The 14,154-nt window shown below is 66.7% G+C and carries 14 protein-coding genes; 8 read left to right on the top strand and 6 right to left on the bottom strand.

What is annotated here, in order from left to right:
* The first annotated feature begins 36 nt into the window (after positions 1-36).
* The 4 genes from ACSQ12_RS18550 (at position 37) to ACSQ12_RS18535 (ending at position 3,421) form a co-directional block, all read left to right on the top strand.
* Entirely contained in the window at positions 37-633 is a 597-nt protein-coding gene (locus tag ACSQ12_RS18550; RefSeq protein WP_436066411.1) for an adenylate kinase, read from the top strand.
* Between the two features lie 366 nt (positions 634-999).
* Entirely contained in the window at positions 1,000-2,361 is a 1,362-nt protein-coding gene (locus ACSQ12_RS18545) for an MFS transporter (RefSeq protein ID WP_436066410.1), read from the top strand.
* Positions 2,358-3,161, top strand: coding sequence for a putative hydro-lyase (locus ACSQ12_RS18540; protein WP_436066409.1), 804 nt, complete (start codon positions 2,358-2,360; stop codon positions 3,159-3,161). The genes ACSQ12_RS18545 and ACSQ12_RS18540 overlap by 4 nt, the downstream gene beginning before the upstream one ends.
* Positions 3,158-3,421, top strand: a complete 264-nt coding sequence (locus ACSQ12_RS18535) for a hypothetical protein (protein ID WP_436066408.1) — start codon at positions 3,158-3,160, stop codon at positions 3,419-3,421. The genes ACSQ12_RS18540 and ACSQ12_RS18535 overlap by 4 nt, the downstream gene beginning before the upstream one ends.
* 77 nt (positions 3,422-3,498) lie before the next feature.
* Here the strand turns inward: ACSQ12_RS18535 and ACSQ12_RS18530 are convergent, their stop codons facing one another.
* The 4 genes from ACSQ12_RS18530 to ACSQ12_RS18515 form a co-directional block, all read right to left on the bottom strand.
* Positions 3,499-4,071, bottom strand: a complete 573-nt coding sequence (locus ACSQ12_RS18530; RefSeq protein WP_436066407.1) for an MOSC domain-containing protein — start codon at positions 4,069-4,071, stop codon at positions 3,499-3,501.
* A gap of 323 nt (positions 4,072-4,394) precedes the next feature.
* Positions 4,395-5,675 carry an alkaline phosphatase family protein gene (locus ACSQ12_RS18525; protein ID WP_436066406.1) on the bottom strand — a complete coding sequence of 427 codons (1,281 nt, stop codon included), beginning with the start codon at positions 5,673-5,675 and terminating at the stop codon, positions 4,395-4,397.
* Positions 5,672-7,324, bottom strand: a complete 1,653-nt coding sequence (locus tag ACSQ12_RS18520) for an alkaline phosphatase D family protein (RefSeq protein ID WP_436066405.1) — start codon at positions 7,322-7,324, stop codon at positions 5,672-5,674. The genes ACSQ12_RS18525 and ACSQ12_RS18520 overlap by 4 nt, the downstream gene beginning before the upstream one ends.
* 123 nt (positions 7,325-7,447) lie before the next feature.
* Positions 7,448-9,322, bottom strand: coding sequence for a Na+/H+ antiporter (locus ACSQ12_RS18515; protein ID WP_436066404.1), 1,875 nt, complete (start codon positions 9,320-9,322; stop codon positions 7,448-7,450).
* A 74-nt stretch (positions 9,323-9,396) separates the two neighbouring features.
* Here ACSQ12_RS18515 and ACSQ12_RS18510 point away from each other — a divergent pair, with 74 nt between their 5' ends.
* The gene (locus ACSQ12_RS18510) at positions 9,397-9,756 is read left to right on the top strand and encodes a TfoX/Sxy family protein (RefSeq protein ID WP_436066403.1); all 360 of its coding nucleotides are present in this window, start codon (positions 9,397-9,399) and stop codon (positions 9,754-9,756) included.
* Between the two features lie 40 nt (positions 9,757-9,796).
* Here ACSQ12_RS18510 and ACSQ12_RS18505 read toward each other — a convergent pair whose 3' ends face one another.
* On the bottom strand, positions 9,797-10,273 hold the full coding sequence (locus ACSQ12_RS18505; protein ID WP_436066402.1) for an NUDIX domain-containing protein: 477 nt from the start codon (positions 10,271-10,273) through the stop codon (positions 9,797-9,799).
* A 65-nt stretch (positions 10,274-10,338) separates the two neighbouring features.
* Here ACSQ12_RS18505 and ACSQ12_RS18500 point away from each other — a divergent pair, with 65 nt between their 5' ends.
* Together ACSQ12_RS18500 and ACSQ12_RS18495 are read left to right on the top strand one after the other, a co-directional pair.
* Positions 10,339-11,112, top strand: a complete 774-nt coding sequence (locus tag ACSQ12_RS18500; RefSeq protein WP_436066401.1) for an oxygenase MpaB family protein — start codon at positions 10,339-10,341, stop codon at positions 11,110-11,112.
* Between the two features lie 81 nt (positions 11,113-11,193).
* Positions 11,194-12,114: a DUF817 domain-containing protein gene (locus tag ACSQ12_RS18495; RefSeq protein ID WP_436066400.1), complete on the top strand. Its 921-nt coding sequence runs from the start codon at positions 11,194-11,196 to the stop codon at positions 12,112-12,114.
* Between the two features lie 9 nt (positions 12,115-12,123).
* Here ACSQ12_RS18495 and ACSQ12_RS18490 read toward each other — a convergent pair whose 3' ends face one another.
* On the bottom strand, positions 12,124-13,314 hold the full coding sequence (locus tag ACSQ12_RS18490) for a hypothetical protein (RefSeq protein WP_436066399.1): 1,191 nt from the start codon (positions 13,312-13,314) through the stop codon (positions 12,124-12,126).
* Between the two features lie 564 nt (positions 13,315-13,878).
* Between ACSQ12_RS18490 and ACSQ12_RS18485 the strand changes: the two genes are divergently transcribed.
* Positions 13,879-14,142 carry a GlsB/YeaQ/YmgE family stress response membrane protein gene (locus ACSQ12_RS18485; RefSeq protein ID WP_043484223.1) on the top strand — a complete coding sequence of 88 codons (264 nt, stop codon included), beginning with the start codon at positions 13,879-13,881 and terminating at the stop codon, positions 14,140-14,142.
* Positions 14,143-14,154 lie beyond the last annotated feature (12 nt).

Here is a 14,154-nt window from a genome sequence, read left to right as displayed (position 1 = left end):
ACGCTTTCAACCACGGCGCAGCGAAAGGTTAACCGAATGACGAGAATGTTGATTATCGGACCGCCCGGCTCCGGCAAGGGAACGCAAGCGGAGCGCATTTCGGAGCGCCTGGGCGTTGCTGCGATCTCCACGGGGGACATCTTCCGCGCCCATGTGAGGGGCGGGACGCCGCTTGGCATCGAAGCCCGGAAGTACATGGACGCCGGCGATTTCGTTCCGGACAGCGTCACCAACGAGATGGTGCGCAGCCGTCTCAGCCAGGACGACGTCGAAACCGGCTTCCTCCTGGACGGCTACCCCCGCACTGCCCCCCAGGTTGACTACCTCGACGGGGTTTTGGCTGCGCGGGAGCTGACGCTCGACGTCGTCCTGCAGTTGACCGCCGACGATGAGGAACTGGTCAAGCGTCTCCTGGGCCGTGCCGAGGACACCGGCCGGAGCGACGACAGCGAAGCCGTCATCCGCCACCGGCTGGACCTGTATCATCGGCAGACCGAGCCCGTGGTGGCTGCGTATGGGGGGCGTGCCATTCTGGCCCGGGTCAACGGCATCGGCGGCATCGAGGAAGTCACCGCCAGGGTAATGGGCGCCATCGGGAACCCAAGCAGGGTCTCGGCAGCAAACGACCGGTGATCCGGACAGGGAACCTTTCATAGCCGAGCACCCTGCCTTGAAGGGAAAGCGGCACCAAACGCAAGCGGTCGACGGCGGGACTTCCCGCCGTCGACCGCTTGCGTTGCGCCTTGGGGCAGGCGGCTCGCCGCTGCTGCAGAATCACGATTAACCCTTGACGGTGTGATCTACGTCGCGTAGATTGTTCAACAGTTCGGATTGTTCAACGATCCAACGATCGCTCGCAGTTTCGACTTCCGCAGCCCGCCGCGGTGGTCACGCACCCGCCCTTTGCACCGCTTGCAACTCCGCGAGCCGGACAACATGGCGCCCCAGCACCATCCGCCCGCATTCGGATGACATCCACACTTTTCATGGAGGATACACATGGCCACTCCATCAGTAATGGCCCCCGGTGACCCTAAGCCCGTTATAGGGCGCAAGAGCATGTACAAGGCATTCGCGGCCAGCCTGACCGGAACCGCGCTGGAGTTCTACGACTTCGCCGTCTACTCCGCCGCTGCCGCGATCGTTTTTCCGCTGATCTTCTTCCCGGCCTCGGACCCTGTCACGGGCACCCTGCTGGCGTTCTCCACCTACGCCGTGGGCTACATTTCCCGGCCGGTCGGCGGCATCATCTTCGGACGGCTCGGGGACGAGATCGGCCGCAAGAAGATCCTGGTCATCACGCTGATGCTCATCGGCGTGGCCACGTTCCTCATCGGCCTGCTGCCCACGTACGACAACATCGGCGTCATCGCCCCGGCCATCCTGGTCTTCCTCCGCTTCGCCCAGGGCGTGGGCGTCGGCGGCGAATGGGGCGGGGCAGTGCTGCTCTCCAGCGAATTCGGCGACCCCAACCGCCGAGGATTCTGGGCATCCGCCGCGCAGATCGGCCCGCCCGCCGGCAACCTGATGGCCAACGGCGCACTCGCCGTCCTGACCCTGACCCTGTCGGAGCAGGCCTTCCTCGACTACGGCTGGAGGATCGCATTCCTCATCTCGGCCCTGCTGGTGGCCTTCGGGCTCTGGATCCGGCTCAAACTTGAGGACACCCCCATCTTCAAGGCCATGGAAGCCAGGGGAGACAAGCCCAAGGCCCCGATCCGGGAAGTCCTGACCACCCAGCGCAGGCCCCTCATCGCAGCCATGCTCAGCCGGATCGGCCCGGACGTCACCTACGCCTTGTGCACGGTCTTCACGCTCACCTACGGCATCCAGGAGCTCGGCTTCGACCGCGGCCAGGTGCTGGTGGCTGTGCTCATCGGTTCAGCCCTCCAGCTCTTCACCATGCCGCTTGCCGGCGCCATCTCGGACCGCATCAACCGCCGGCTGGTCTACGCCATTGCCGCAGTGGCCGCCGCGGTGTGGGCGTACCTGTTCTTCATCGTCCTCGAGGGACGGTCCCCGGTCATGCTGGTCGTGGGAACGGTCCTGGGCCTGCTGTGCCACTCCTTTATGTACGGGCCCCAGGCGGCCTTCGTGGTTGAACAGTTCTCGCCGCGGCTCCGCTCTACCGGCAGTTCACTGGCCTACACCTTCGCCGGCATCATCGGCGGCGCCATTGCACCGTTCATGTTCACGCTGCTGCTGAGCACTTTCCACAGCTGGGTCCCGGTTGCCATGTACCTCAGCGTCGCGTGCCTGTTGACCCTGGTGGGCCTGGCGCTGGGGCGGGACTCCAACGTTGCCGAGGACGCGGAATACCTGCAGTCCACGGTGGAACCCGCTGAGGCCGTGGCCCGATGAACCTGGACACCGCCCTCATGGCGCCCTCCGATGCACGCCTGAAGTTCCGCAACGGCCTGGTCACCCCCACCTCCGGATGGAGCGACGGCTACACCCAGGCGAACCTGATTGCAGTGGCGGCCGGCTACGCTGACGAATTCATTGAATTCTGCCAGCTCAATCCCAAGGCCTGCCCCGTCATCGACGTCATCCCGGCGGGACGTTTCGAAAGCATCCTCGCCGCGGGATCGGACATCCGCAGCGACATCCCCGCCTACCGCGTATGGGTGGATGGCGAACTTGCCGAAGAGGTCTCCGATGTGACATCGGTCTGGCGTGAGGACATGGTGGGCGTCCTCATCGGCTGCAGCTTCACCTTTGAAGCCGCGCTGGCGAGCGAGGGCATCCCGCTGCGGCGCACCGAGACCGGCCGCAACGTGCCCATGTACCGCACGAACATCGAGTGCACCCCTGCCGGACGCATCCACGGTCCGATGGTGGTCTCCATGCGTCCCATGCTGCCGGGGCTGGTGGACGCGGCCATCCGGGTCACGTCCGAAGTGCCTAAGGTCCACGGCGGCCCCGTCCATGTCGGGTCTCCCGAAGATCTCGGCATCGCGGACATCAACCGCCCCGACTTCGGAGACGCGGTGGAGATCCGGCCGGGGGAAGTGCCGGTCTTCTGGGCCTGCGGGGTAACCCCGCAAAGCGCCGTGATGGCATCCAGGCCTTCGTTTGCCATCAGCCACGCCCCCGGACACATGTTCATCACGGATGTTCCCGAGAGCAACTACCGGGAACCGGCAGGAGTGTCATTGTGAAGAAAAGACTTCCCGTTGCCGAGGCACGGGCCCGCAGGATCATCAACCTGACCGCACCGCGGCGCCAGGCCACCGGAACGCACTGCGAACTGACCGGCGTCTGGCAGAGTCCAACAGGAACGAGCATCTCACTGTTCGAGGGCCAGCTCCTGCCGAGCGATTCCGGCCGGCCCTGCATCTGGACCTACGCAGGCCTCCCGGCCAGCAAAGCCGGATCCGGCGACGCCCGCCGCGCAGCTCCGGAGCACCACAGGCTGTAAAGACACCAAACCGCAAGCGGACGACGACGGGACCTCCCGCCGTCGTCCGCTTCCGTTTGCGATTGGGTGCGGGTGCGCTACGGCAGCCGCGACGCCCGCAGCAGTGAGGGCGTGCCGGCACTTTCGGGGTCGAGGGGCACGGGGCTGACCAGCACTGCCGGACCGCGGTGCAGGATGCCGCCTGAAACCACCTGGCAGCGCACGCCGCCACGCCCGCGCATGGCCTTGTGCGCGCCGGGTGCGAGCATCTGGTCCATCCAGGCGCAGGGGTGGGCGGGCCGCCCGGCCTTCAGCCGAACCACATCCCCGCCCGATTCCAGCGCAAACTCCCCGCCCAGCAGCGGAGCCAGATGGGCGCCCCTGAGGACGACGTTGCGCCGGGTCAGCAGCGGGTCAAGCGGTGCGGCCCCCAGCTCCGCGGCGATGGACTCGAGTGCCTCAACGGCAAAAAGCGTGACGGCAGCATCCATGTGGGCGGCCTTGCCAAAGAACCTGTCACCCACGATGCCCTTGCCGGCCACCATCTCCACTTGGTCGGCGTCGGTGGTGGGCACGTCCGCCGCCCCCTCGCGTGCGCGGCCAAAGTAGGCATGCGCCGGCGACACCAGAAGATGCAGGACCTCAACGTTGTACCTGTAGCTTGCCGTCATGCCTTAAAGCTATCGTTCATTGGCGGGCCGCCGCAGGGTGTCAGCCCGCTGGCAAGTCCTGACAGGCCCTCCCGCGATGCCCGGGAGAAGGACGTATCCCTCCACGTCACTGGGGACACTCCCCGGCTGGTGGGCCGGATCATCGCTGACGCGACTGTCTACGGCTCACGGGCCAAATGGCCGCTGCAACTCACCATGGATTTCGTCCGTGTGGGAGGCGAGTGGCTTGCGTCGCGCTCGGTGGCCACAACCTGGTAGGTCGGGGGCGGCATAAAGAAACGGCGAATGGATGACGGCGGGATGATCCCGCCGTCATCCCTGCGTCACAGCCGCAATGATCCGGCCCGCGACGTTCCGTCGTATCCTCCGCCGGGGGCCTTGAGGCCGTAAATGGTGCCGATCGTCGGTGCGACGTCAGCTGTCCGCGCCGGCTCCGATGACACCGTTCCCGGGACCACAAACGGGCTCCCGCCCGAGATGAAGAAGGGAATGGGCTCGGTGGCGGGATGCCCGTGGTTTCCCGGGATGGGGTTGGAAGCTACATACGGGTCGGAGAAACGCCAGCCGGCGCGGCAGTACGCCACGAGGTCGCCGGCCTCGACCCCCAGACGAAGGTCCGCCGGCTTGTGGACGGACAGCACGCCCTCATGGGCACTGACCAGCTGTTCGACGGCAGCCATGCCCGCGGTCCGGTCGGTTTCGGAGCCGGTCCAGTAGAGCAGGTCCGCCCCGCCGTTCTGGGCTATTTTGACGTTGGATTGCAGCTCCGGGCGGGCCTGCAGGATCAGGTCGACTGAAACCACGTTCGTGGGGATGGACCAGTCCATGGAGTGGTCGGCGAGCACCATCACCACGCTGGATTCCCACCTGCCCGTGCCTTTGAGGTGGTCGATGAAACGCCCCACCTGCACGTCAGTGTCCGCGAGGGCGGCTTCCCGTGCAGCGCGCAGCGTGGTGCCGGAAAGATCGGAGTGGCCCACGCGGTCAATGTCGCCGAGGTTCGTGAACACGAAGTCCGGGTCCGGCCCGCCCACCATCGCGAGCAGCGCGTCCATCGTGGCGGCATCGGGCGCGTGACCGGTGACCGGCAGCAGCGGCTGCGGTTCCCAGCGGTAGCTGGCGCGGGTGCCGAAGATGCCGTAAAGGTACTTCTTGCTGAGCACCGAGCCGGTGGTGAGCCCGCGCTCCTGCAAGCGGTCCAGGAGGGTCGCGAAGTGCAGGTCCGTGGACCGGTCGAGGTCGCGGACCACACCCTCGGCCCTGTCGTAGATTGCGTTGGCCGGAACGCCTGAACGATCCGGCCGGACCCCGGTCATCATCATCACGTGGTTGGGAATGGTCTCCATGACAGGCAGGGACCGGGCCGCCGGGAAATTCGTTCCGGCCGCGCGCAGGCCAGCCAGCCTGGGAGTCAGCGCGGGGGTGATCTCGTCCGGGCGGCAGCCGTCCACCACGAGCACGTAGCACCGGGTCCGTCCCGCAGCCGGTGCGGCCCACGCCGTTCCTGGCGCGGCGGAAAGGACGACGGCGGCACCGCCGGCAGCGGCGAGCTGCAGGAACTGCCGGCGTCCCGGCGTCGGGCGTGGGGGTGTTGAACGGCTCACGGGAGTCCTCCCTGGGTTGGCGTGACTTTGCCGGTGTTGGCTTGAACGTTGAACGATGTGGACAGTGCGGATCCTGAGCTGGCCGAGGTGCGTTCGGCCAGGACGTACCAGTCCATCCGGACTCCTGCAGGCGTTACGTCCAGGACTGAATAGCCGTGCGAGTCGAAATCGAGGTATTTCACGTGCGGGTTGGCCGCCTTGATGGCGTTCTCGACGGCGACGGATCCGGTCCGGGGCGGGACGTTGAGGATGTCATCGAGGTTGTCGCTCGTGACGGACGTGCAGACCAGTTCCGCGGCCACGGAATCGCCGGTGGCCGGGTAGCTGGCCGGATCCGCGGGGATGTCGCAGGCCCAGCCGGAGTGGATATCGCCGGTGAGGAACACAGTGTCCTTGACGGCGTTATCCCGCAGGTGGCGGACCACGCGGTTGCGGTCCGCCTCGTAGCCGTCCCACTGGTCCACGTTGTAGGGCACGCCGCTGATGCTCGTCCCGCCCATCAGCTTTTGCACACCGGCCAATTCGGCCGTGCTCAGGGTGGAAGGAACCCGGACGGGTGCGATCATGACCGGGTTGCCCACGAGCTTCCACTGCGGGCCGGCGGATTTCAGGTTGCCCAGAAGCCAGTCCATCTGGGCGGCGCCGGTGATGGTGCGGGCGGGGTCGCTGACCGCAGCGTCTGTTCCGTTGGCGGCCTGCCGGTCCCGGTAGCTACGCAGGTCCAGCATGGACAGGCTGGCCAACGAACCGAAGTCGAGCCTCCGGTAAATCTGTCCGCCCGGTTCGTAGCGCACGGGCATCCATTCGGCGTAGGCCTGGTGCGCGGCGGAAAACCGCGCGCTCCAGGCCCCTTCGGCGCCTTCAGTGTGGTTCTCCGCGCCGCCCTTCCAGGCGTCGTTGGCCGATTCGTGGTCATCCCAGGTGACGATAAAAGGTGCGGCAGCGTGCAAGGCCTGCAGGTCGGTGTCGGTCTTGTACTGCGCGTGGCGGCGACGGTAGTGGGCCAGCTGGGTCATCTCGTGGGCAGGCTCGTGGGGGCGGACCACCACGTCGCGCGCCTGGTATTCGCCCGGCCCATACTCGTAGAGGTAGTCGCCGAGGTGGAGTACGGCGTCGAGATCCCCGCGGCCGGCAAGGTGGCGGTAGGAGGAGAAATAGCCCGCCTGCCAGTTGGCGCAGGACACGACGCCGAACTTCAGCCGGTCCACTGGAGCGCCGGCAGCCGGCGCCGTGCGGGTGCGTCCCGCCGGGGACACCGCCGAGCCAAGGGTGAAGCGGTACCAGTAGCTCGTGCCGGGGGCGAGCCGGCCCGCGATGACCTTGACCGTATGGTCGCGGGACGCGCCTGTATTGGCCGTACCCCGGGCCACGATCTTCTTGAAGCCGGCGTCGGCCGCGACCTCCCAGCCCACCGACACGTCCGGGCCCAACCCGCTTCCGGGTAGCGCATCGGGCGACGGCGTGACCCGGGTCCAGAGCAGCACGCTGTCAGGCATCGGGTCACCGGAGGCAACACCGTGACCGAAGGCTCCCGCGCCTGCTGCGTTGGCAGGGACGCCAGCGGTGCCGGTCAGCGCGGTGCCTGCGGCTCCTGCCGCAGCCACCACCACAGCAGAACGCAGTACTTGACGACGAGTAAAGTTGTTCATGGTTCCAGTATTCCTACCCGCGAGTAGCGGATTGGGCTTTCCCGGCCCCGGTTTCCCAGCTGTTTGCCCACTGTTTGTCCGTTGGCCAAAGACGCGATCCGGCCGTAAGTGATGGAATCCGCTTCACCCCAGCAGGTCGTCCTCGTAGCACCAGCGCCAGTCTTCACCCGGCTCGATACTTCGCATCACCGGGTGGCCGGTGGCCTCGAAGTGCCTGGACGCATGTGTTCCGGGGGAGGAGTCGCAGCACCCCACGTTTCCGCAGGCCAGGCACATCCTGAGGTGCACCGTCGTCGTCCCTTCCCGGCGGCAGTCCGCGCAGAACGGCTCGCGCGGTACCTCCGCGTCCGGCGCGGACTCCAGATGGCCGCACACCCCGCCCGGCCTCGCGATGCCCTCCCCGCCGCCCTCGCCGGAAGCGTCCAACTCATCCAACGAGACGTCCAACATCGATTCCTCAACGTCCAGGCGGTCCAGGACCTCGCTGAGTACTTCGTGCGCGTACTCGCCGCCGCGCCGCAGCTCCAGCACCTTGGCCCGTTCCGCTTCCAGCATGGCCAGCCGCAGCTGGGCGTAGCGCTGGCTCGGGGTCGCGGCCTCCGACGTCGGCCGGCCGAGCCGCTCCCAGGCCGCCAGCCCGCGTTCCTGGGTCCGCCGCTTCAGCATGGACACCACCTCCGGCGGGTCATCGTCGCTGCGCAGTTCCTGCAGCCGTTGCACCCCCGCGGCGGTGGCCAACTGCATGAGGGAGGCCTGGTTCAAGGCGTCCTCCCGCTGGTCCGGACCCTGCACCCGGAGCAGCCGGACCAGCGCAGGCAGGGTGAACCCCTGTAGCGTGAGGGTCCCGCCCACCACCACCATCGCGGCCAGGATCAGCACCGGCCGGTGTTCCAGTTCCGCGGGCAGCACAAGCACCGCGGCCAGCGTTACCACCCCGCGCATCCCCGCCCAGGACACGATCGCGGCGAACTGCCACGGCGGCGCCGGATCGTTTCGCCGCACGGCCGGGATCAGCCGGGGCAGGTAGGTCGCCGGGAAGACCCACACCGGCCGCAACAGCAGCACCGCAAGCAGGATCACGGCGCAGCCGGCCCAGATCCGGCCGGCGCCCAGCGAATCATCCTGGACGCCCTCGATGATGGTCCGGACCTGCAGCCCGATCAGCAGGAACACGGAGTTTTCCAGCAGGAACTGCACCGTGTTCCAGTTGCTGCGCTGGCTCAGCCGGGCGGCGCCGTTGGGCATGGACGGCGCCTTGGTGCCCATTACGAGCCCGGTGACGACGACGGCGAGCACCCCGGAAGCGTGGATCGCCTCGGCCGGGAGGTAAGCGACGAACGGGGCTATCAACGACGTCGAGGTGTTGATCGGGACGTTCCGGATCCGCTTGCGGAGCTCGGTCAGCACGTAAGCGGCGGCGAGGCCCACCACCAGCCCGCCGCCGGCCGCGAGCAGGAAACCGCCGGCGATCCCGGCCACGGACACGGACCCGGCAATCGCCGCGATGGCGGCGCGGAGGCACACCAGCGCGGTGGCATCGTTGACCAGGGATTCGCCTTCGAGGATGGTGACAATCCGGCGCGGCATTCCCACTTTCCGGGCGATGGCGGTCGCGGCCACGGCGTCAGGCGGGGCGACGACGGCGCCGAGGGCGATCGCGGCGGCCAGCGGGATCTCCGGGAACAGCCACCAGACCACAAAGCCCACGCTGAGGGTTCCGAAAATGACGTAGCCCACCGAAAGCAATCCGATGGCGCGCCGGTTGGAACCGAAATCGAACAGCGAGGTCCGCAACGCGGCTGCGTACAGCAGCGGCGGCAACAGCCCGACGAGGACAAGTTCCGGATTCAGTTCAATGCGCGGGACGAAGGGGAGGAAAGAACCCGCGACGCCGGCCAGCACCAGCAGCAGGGGTACGGACACGTTGAGTTTCCGGCCCAGTGCGCTGCCGGCGCAAACAACGGCCACGAGAACCAACAGTCCCAGGGCGATCTCCATGGGCTCATTCTCTCAGGGGCCCGGCTGTGCCGGGCCGGGGTGATAATGAAGACCCCGGACCGGAAGGCGCCTTCATGGAAATGGCCAAAGCCACTGAGGCTGACAAAGAGCAGTTCAGGGCACTGATGGCAGGGCTGCCGGGCATCGAGATCAAGCCGATGTTCGGAAACCTCGGCGCCTTCGTCAACGGAAACATGTTCGCGGGGCTTTACGGCTCCACCCTGGGACTGAAGCTCGCGGATGCTGACCGCGACGAGCTGATGACGAGCCGGGAAACCCTGCCATTCATCTCGGCCGAACGGCCCATGGGCGGCTATGCGGGGCTGCCGGTCCAGGGCCCGCCGGAAGAGATCGAGCCGTGGCTGGCCCGGGCGCTGGCGCACGTCGCCGCACTGCCGCCGAAGGCGCCCAAGAGTTCCAAGCCAAAAAAGTGATTAAGGACGACGGCGGAGCGTCCCGTGAGTCCGCGTCACCTCAGGAAGCGCTGTCCCGGAGACGCTGAACGAGGGCGTCAAGGATGGGAAGCTGGCCTTTCACGAGCTTGGTGCGCGCCTCCGGCTCATTGAACCACCGGGCGTCGTCGATCTCGGGATAATGCCTGATGACGCCGGAGCCCCTGGGCCATTCCAGCGGGAAAGTGTTGCTCTCAATACGTTCGGGCTGGAAGTCCCACTCGGCTGCGAACACGGTGATGACCTTGCCGGACGGCTGCCGGAAGGAACCTAGCTCGATGTAGTCAGCCGGCGGTGCCGGGGTGCCCATTTCCTCTGCGAACTCGCGCCGGGCGGCCGTCAGGGCATCCTCATCCTCAGGGTATTCACCCTTCGGGACGGACCACGCGTGTTCGTCCTTGCGGGCCCAGAAAGGTCCGCCCATATGGGCTATCCACACCTCCAGTTGAGCCGCGGGATCCCCCCGGTACAGCAAAATCCCTGCGCTTCGAACAGTCATGGTGCCTCCTGGTCCAAGGCTATACGCGGCGACGCTGGGGGGCGGCTCTCGGGTAGTGTGTGGGCATGGTGCGTGGACTTGCCGACATGGGAGCAGAAGGCGTTCTGCTGGCCGGGGCAGGGCGGGCAATTCTGCTGCAGATCGCGAACCCGGCGGTGGGTCACGGCGTCGCCGAGCACAGCAACTTTGCCGAGCGTCCGCTGGACCGTCTTCGCGCCACCCTCACCTACGTATATGCCGTTGTCTACGGCACCGAGGAGCAGGTGGCGGCGGTGCGTCGCCGCGTTAACCGTGCCCACGGCCCCGTCCGCCGCAAACCCGATGCCGGTTCCGCCGGCTACAACGCCTTCGACGCGCAGTCCCAGCTCTGGGTGGTGGCAACCCTGTACGACACCGCCGTCACTGTTTACGAAAGAGTCTACGGAGCGCTGGACGACGACGCCGCAGACCTCATGTACCGGGACTACGCGAGACTCGGCACCGCCCTCCAGCTTCCCGCGGAACTATGGCCGGCGGACCGCAAGGCGTTCGGAAGCTACTGGAAGACCTCGCTGGAGGGGCTGGAAGCCGACGACGTCACGTCACGCGTGGCGCGCAGCCTGCTCTATCCGGAGGACCCCCTGCTGTGGCAGCGCCTTGCCATGCCGCTGGCCCGCTTCATCACCGCAGGCCTCCTGCCGGACAAGCTCCGGCGGGGCTTCGGACTGCCGTGGAGCGAGCGTCACGGCCGCTGGTTCGACCGCACCATGCGGTGGTCCGCCATGGTCTATCCGCGGCTGCCGCGGCGGGTCCGCCACTGGCCCAAGAACTACTGCCTGGGCCGGCTCAGCCCGGCCTAGGTTCTGAAACGCCCCGTGGTCCGGCTCAATCCGGCGGGGAAATCAACATTGCCACTCGTGGCGGGGGAACGAGGTATATCAGTGCGGAGTTTCACATCCGTAGAGCTCTTGATCGATCAGCGTGCCCACCGATTCCTGGACAAAGGGCCAGCCGGTGGCGCCCGCTCCAGGCTCACCGAGTTCGTGGTCTTCGGCCTCAAGCAGGGCTGGGCATGCATCTTTGGTGCCGCGCTCCTCGCCGTGCTCCTGGCGGCACGCCTGTGGTATCCGGACAATGCCGCTTTGGCCAGGAACGACTTCCTGACCCTCGCCGCCGTCGTCATCCAGATCCTCATGGTGGCCACACGGCTGGAAACTGTCCGCGAGCTGAGGGTTATCGTCCTGTTCCACATCGTGGGGACTGTGATGGAGCTGTTCAAGACCGACGTCGGCTCGTGGTCCTATGAGGCCGACGGTTTCCTGCGCATCGGTGCGGTGCCGCTCTTCAGCGGCTTTATGTACGCGGCGGTCGGCTCCTATATGGTGCGCGTCTACCGGCTCTTCGACCTGCGCTTCGGCCGGTACCCGCGGCGGTGGATCACCGCGGTCGTTGCCGCGGCCGTCTACGTGAACTTCTTTACCCACCACTACATCTGGGATGCCCGCTGGGTGCTGCTGGCCGCCGTCGTGATCGTCTTTGGGCGGTGCATCATGCACTTCCGTGTCTTCCGCCGGACCTTCCGGATGCCGTTGGTCCTGGCGTTCCTGCTGGTGGCGCTGTTCATCTGGATTGCGGAGAACATCGCCACCTGGTCGGGGGCCTGGCTTTACCCCAACCAGGTGGACGGCTGGCACATGGTCTCGCCCGACAAGCTGGTTTCGTGGTTCCTGCTGATGATCATCTCAGTGGTGCTGGTGGCCTGGGTCTACAAGCCACAGCCGCCGGAGGCGCCGGAGGATGCCAGCGGTGAAATCCCTTTGCATGTGGTTCCGGATGGAGGGGTCGCACGGCCCTCATCATGAGTGAAGGCTCTACAGCCCGGCATGGGAGAACACATTGCCAAAGAAAGTGGCCAGCCCGTCCGCGGTGGCCTGGGCTTCAGCCTGCGAGGACGTCTTGGTATTGGCCTCCACCGACAACGTCCCCTTGCGCGCGCCGGCCCTGACGTGCCATTCGCCTGTCCCGTCCGGCAACTGATAGGCGACGGCGTAGCTTGAGTCGGCGGCAATGGTTGTGTTCAGCTTCGAAACGGCCGACCACTCGCGCGAGCCGCCGCCAAAACCGACCTCCTGGATCGTCGTGCACTCCCGGAGTGCAGCGGCCCGGGTGTCAAAGGGATAAGGCGGCGCCGCCGTCGTCGTCATGCTGATCACGCTGAACTCGGTGTAATCCATCTTGCTGGCACCCTGGATCTGCCCCTGGCCGAGGACCGCGCCCGGGAGCGAGCCGTAATATGCTTCGTCGTTGTAGGTGCACGGAGGCACCGGCCCCTGCAGCGAAGGGCCCGCGGAGGAGCCGGGCGCCGGGCCGATGACCGAGGCGCCGGGCAATGCCACGGGACTTCCGTCCGGCCCGGTGACGCCCTTGAACAGCGCCACGAGATCATCGGCGGTGCGGGAGTTGGGCGGCGGCGCGGCAACTGTCGGAGGCTTTGTCACGGCCTGGTCGATGAGTTCCTTCGCCAAGGCGGCCATGGAGTCGAGGGCCGGCTTCGCGTCGGCCTCGGAGTTGAGCTCGGCGACAGCGAGACTCAGCGTGATGGAGAGCGTTCCTGCAAGCACCCGCAGAACCACCGAGCCGTAATCCCCCGGGCCCTTCGGTTTCGTGGTCTGCATCAAGCCGTGCTGTTTTTCGCCGATCGGGGGAGCAGCCAAGAGCTGGACGGCGTACGTTGAGGTGCGGCCGGACTCCGTTGATGCCAGGTCAAACTGGCCGCAACGGGATGCCGGATCGTCCATGTAGCCGAAATCGGCCTTGGCGATGGCATCCTTTTCCGCGCTTCGCAGTGTGATCATGATGGTGGTGGCCGGTCCCGACTGCGCACCCATCGGCATGGCGCCCTCGGCGAAGTTCACGCCCTTGTCGGCCCAGCGGCTGAAGGGGTTTTGGGGGACGAGGCTGATGCACTCGCTGGGTGTGGTTGCGGTGCTGACCTCGGGGAAGGTGCCGCTCGAGGCTCCGCTTCGCTGGCGGGCGGAGTCCTGCGCCGTGGGAAACTGCACGCCCCGGTTCTGAGCTAATCCGTTGATGATCGCCACGAGTTCCTGGTCCGTGAAGACCGCGTTGGGAAACCCCGTTGTTCCAGGCCCGCTTGATGAGGACGCAGGCGGCGCAGTGGCTGTCGCGGTTGGTGTCCCGCCTGAGGGAGTGTCACCCGGCGTCCCGCCTCCGGACGAGCATCCCGCCAGCGCCAGCAGGGCGGCCACGGCGCAAGCCATCCACCGTCCGCCCCGCCCGAACCCACCGCCGATTTCGATTCCGCAAACGGGCATCCTCGGCCTCCTTTTCCAGAAGCCAAGGCTATGGTTCAGCAGGCATACCCACTAGGGTATTTGGGCCTCAGGCGCGGTCCGCGGGTAGTTGGTGACGGCGGTGCGCGTGTGCGGCCGCATATTCGGGTGGCGGCCACTCGTGACAGGCCGTAGGACACTCCCTAGAATCCACTCACCGGCAGGTGCCGGCAACCCGGACCGCGGAGGGCAGCAGGCAAGGGGCATGACCCGCCCAGCAGGAATCCCTGCTCCTGCCGCAGGTATGCGGTTCTCTCATTCGGAAGGAAGCTCGTCATGGGAATTCTCGGATTTCTCCTGCTCGGCTTGATCGCGGGAGCTATCGCAAAGGCCATACTTCCCGGCAGGCAGGGCGGCGGCTGGGTAGTCACGATGGTTCTGGGTGTGGTCGGTGCCATCCTTGGCGGATGGATCGGTTCGCTGGTCTTCGGCGGCGGCCTCGCTGAGTTCTTCGATCTCAGGACCTGGCTGCTGGCTATTCTGGGCGCCGTGATTGTGCTGGGCATCTACGGCGCCGTCACGCGCCGAAGCAGGGCCTGACCGCGGTACCTA

This window comes from Arthrobacter sp. LjRoot14 (assembly GCF_964253905.1).
GTDB lineage: Bacteria > Actinomycetota > Actinomycetes > Actinomycetales > Micrococcaceae > Arthrobacter.
The sequence above is the reverse complement of the archived record's forward strand: the minus strand, read 5'-3'. Positions and strand labels throughout refer to the sequence as shown.

Excerpts from the sequence above, each read along its gene's own strand:
- ACSQ12_RS18520 (WP_436066405.1), bottom strand. The coding sequence starts at position 7,324 with ATGAACAACTTTACTCGTCGTCAAGTACTGCGTTCTGCTGTGGTGGTG.
- ACSQ12_RS18500 (WP_436066401.1), top strand. The coding sequence starts at position 10,339 with ATGGTGCGTGGACTTGCCGACATGGGAGCAGAAGGCGTTCTGCTGGCC.
- ACSQ12_RS18545 (WP_436066410.1), top strand. The coding sequence starts at position 1,000 with ATGGCCACTCCATCAGTAATGGCCCCCGGTGACCCTAAGCCCGTTATA.
- ACSQ12_RS18505 (WP_436066402.1), bottom strand. The coding sequence starts at position 10,273 with ATGACTGTTCGAAGCGCAGGGATTTTGCTGTACCGGGGGGATCCCGCG.
- ACSQ12_RS18540 (WP_436066409.1), top strand. The coding sequence starts at position 2,358 with ATGAACCTGGACACCGCCCTCATGGCGCCCTCCGATGCACGCCTGAAG.
- ACSQ12_RS18530 (WP_436066407.1), bottom strand. The coding sequence starts at position 4,071 with ATGACGGCAAGCTACAGGTACAACGTTGAGGTCCTGCATCTTCTGGTG.
- ACSQ12_RS18485 (WP_043484223.1), top strand. The coding sequence starts at position 13,879 with ATGGGAATTCTCGGATTTCTCCTGCTCGGCTTGATCGCGGGAGCTATC.
- ACSQ12_RS18515 (WP_436066404.1), bottom strand. The coding sequence starts at position 9,322 with ATGGAGATCGCCCTGGGACTGTTGGTTCTCGTGGCCGTTGTTTGCGCC.
- ACSQ12_RS18510 (WP_436066403.1), top strand. The coding sequence starts at position 9,397 with ATGGAAATGGCCAAAGCCACTGAGGCTGACAAAGAGCAGTTCAGGGCA.
- ACSQ12_RS18550 (WP_436066411.1), top strand. The coding sequence starts at position 37 with ATGACGAGAATGTTGATTATCGGACCGCCCGGCTCCGGCAAGGGAACG.